Source organism: Lysobacter sp. Soil_C_15 (assembly GCF_057657315.1).
This window is the reverse complement of sequence record NZ_JBDGIR010000025.1, coordinates 1-2,909: the sequence shown is the minus strand read 5'-3', so window position 1 is coordinate 2,909 and position 2,909 is coordinate 1. Positions and strand designations below refer to the sequence as shown.

Annotated in this window: 1 protein-coding gene; it reads right to left on the bottom strand. The window is 72.3% G+C overall.

The window, feature by feature from the left end; all coding sequences use genetic code 11:
- The coding region (locus tag AC3A57_RS22855; RefSeq protein ID WP_487580999.1) for an amino acid adenylation domain-containing protein at positions 1-2,909 on the bottom strand (2,909 nt) is incomplete at both ends.

Sequence of the window (2,909 nt, the reverse complement as noted above, 5' to 3'; positions counted from 1 at the left end):
CGTTCGAAACCGGCGTGCATCACTTCCTGCGGGCAGTCGCGGGCGGTCGCGTTCCAGTCCAGGGTCAGCCGGGCGCGTTCGGCGGCCGACAGCACCGGCGTGTCCTGCCACGGCGCCTCGGCGTCGGCGGCGATCGCTTCGAGCACGCGCAGGTAGGCATCGGCCATGCGCAGCAGTTGGGCGTGGCCGAAACGGCCGCGATCGGCATCGAAGGCCAGGGCCAGGCCGTCGCCCGCGCCGGAGAAGGTCGTGGTCAGGCCGAAGCCGGTGGACTCGATCGTATCGACCTCGCCCGCCTCCATCCGCGCCAAGCCTCCGCGCACCGCGTCGTGGATGCCCTGATGGGCGTGGAAGTGCACGTAGTTGAACACCGCGTCCAGGCGGGCGCGATGGCCGTGCTCGGAAACGATGCGGAAATACGGATAACGGCGGTGCTCGGCCAACCGGTTCTCCTCGTCGAACACCGCCAGGATCCGCTGCTTCCAGCTGCCGGGCGCGGCCGTCGCGCGCAGCGGCAAGGTGTTGAGGAACAGGCCGAGACTGCGCTCGCCGCCGGCGGTTTCTGGGCGGGTATTGCAAACCACCCCGGTCGTCGGCGTCTGCGTGCCGGCGAACGCGCCGATCACCTGCAGGTGCGCGGCCAGCAGCACCGAGCGCAGCGGCACGCCGAGCCCCGCCGCGAGCGCCGCCAGGCGCGCCGCCACCGGCGCCGGCACCGCGACGGTGGGATTGCGCACGTCGCCTTGCGGCCATTCCCCCGGCAGATCGGCCAGGACGGTCGGCTCGGCGTCGGCCAGATAGCCCGACCAGAATTCGGCGTGGCGGACGTCGCCGAGCGCCTGGCGCTCGAGCCAGACGCCGGCTTTCGCCGGCACTATCGGCGCAAGCGACGCCGGCACGTCGACGCCCAGCGCGCGGAAGTACTCGCCGAACAGCTCGGTCTGCATCAGCGCCACGCTCCAACCATCGAGGATCGCGTGATGGAAGGCGATGGTCAGCTGGATCCGGTTCGCCGCGCACAGGTCGACGAAGAACGCCAGCAGCGGCGCCTGCCCCAGGGGCCAGGGCTGTGCGCGCCGCTCGGCGAGGAACTCGAGCACCGCCGCGCGCTGCTGCTGCGCGTCCAGGCTGCGCAGATCGCGGCATCGCAACCCGATCCGCGCCGCCGAATGCACGCACTGCCTGACCGTGCCGTCGCCGCGCAGCTCGAAACCGCTGCGCAGGACCGGGTGGCGCGACGCGATCGCGTCGAGCGCGGTCCGCATCGCCGCCTCGTCCCAGCGCGGCAGGTCGATGCGGTAGGAGAACACGTCGTGGTACACGCCGCGTGCGCCGCCGTACTCGCCATGGAAGATCATCCCCTGCTGCAGCAAGGTAGCGTCCCAGGCGTCCTCCACGCCCTCCGGCAAGTCCTGCACGGACTCGGCGCTCAACCAGCGCGGCTCCGGCTCGTCCGACCCGGCGGCGCCGGCGCTCGCCGGGGCGGCGGCGATCGCCTGCGCGAGGGCGTCGACGGTCGGATGCCGGAACAGCTCGGCTACGGCGAAGTTCAGGCCGCGGCGCCGGCCTTCGGCCACCACCGCGATGCTGCGGATCGAGTCGCCGCCGAGCTCGAAGAAGTTGTCGTCGACGCCGATGCCTTCGACCGGCACCCGCAAGGCCTCGGCCCAGACCTCGACCAGCGCCTGGCGCAAGGCGTCGTCCGGCGCGCGATAGGGCCGATGCACGGCGGCGGCGGCGTCGGGCGGCGGCAGCGCGGCACGGTCGAGCTTGCCGCTCGGCGTCAGCGGCCAGCGCTCGACCCGCACGAACGCCGCCGGCACCAGGTAGGACGGCAGCGCCGCCGCCAGCGCGGCGCGCAGCGACTGCGGCGTGGTTCCGGCCTCGGCGGCCTCGTAGTAGGCCACCAGCCGGCGCTCTCCCGTCGCGTCCTCGCGCGCCTCGACCACGGCGGCGCGGACTTCGTCGATGCCGCGCAGCGCGGCCTCGACCTCGCCCAGCTCGATGCGGTGGCCGCGGATCTTCACCTGGAAGTCGTTGCGGCCCAGATAGTCCAGGCCGCCGTCGGCGCGCCTGCGGGCCAGATCGCCGGTGCGATACAGACGATCGCCGGCGACGAACGGATTGGCGAAGAAGCGCTGCGCGGTGAGTTCGGGCCGATGCAGGTAGCCGCGCGCCACGCCGGCGCCACCGACATGCAGTTCGCCCGGCACGCCGACCGGCGCCGGTTCGCCGGCGGCGTCGAGCACATACAGGCGCAGGTGCGGCAGAGCCTCGCCGATCGGGCTGCCGTGGCCGCGCTCGATGGCCTCGCGCTGCAGGCGCAGATAGCTCGCGTGCACGGTGATCTCGGTGATGCCGTACATATTGACCAGCGCCACCCGTTCCGGCGGATGGCCTTCGATCCAGGAGCGCAGCATGCGCGGATCCAGCGCTTCGCCGCCGAATACGACAGCGCGCAGCGCCGGCAGCGGCGCGGTATCGGCGCCGGCGGCGATCAGCTGCCGGAACGCGCTCGGAGTCTGGCTGAGCATGCTGACCCGCTCGCGCGCCAGCAGGGCGAGGAAGTCCTCCGGCGAACGCGTGCACTCCCAGGGCACGACGACCGCGCAACCGCCGTACAGCAACGCGCCCCATACCTCCCACACCGAGAAATCGAAGGCGAAGGAGTGGAACACGCTCCAGACATCGTCGGGGCCGAATTCGAACGCGGCCTGCGTCGCGGCGAACAGAGCCGCGACCTGGCGATGTTCGACCATCACGCCCTTGGGGCGGCCGGTCGAGCCGGAGGTGTAGATCACGTAGGCCAGGTGCTCGGGCCGCAGCGCGACTTCGGGCGCGTGCGTCTGCTCGCTGCCGGCGGTGGCTTCGACTTCGAGCACCCGGTAACCGTCGATGCCCAGCCTCGC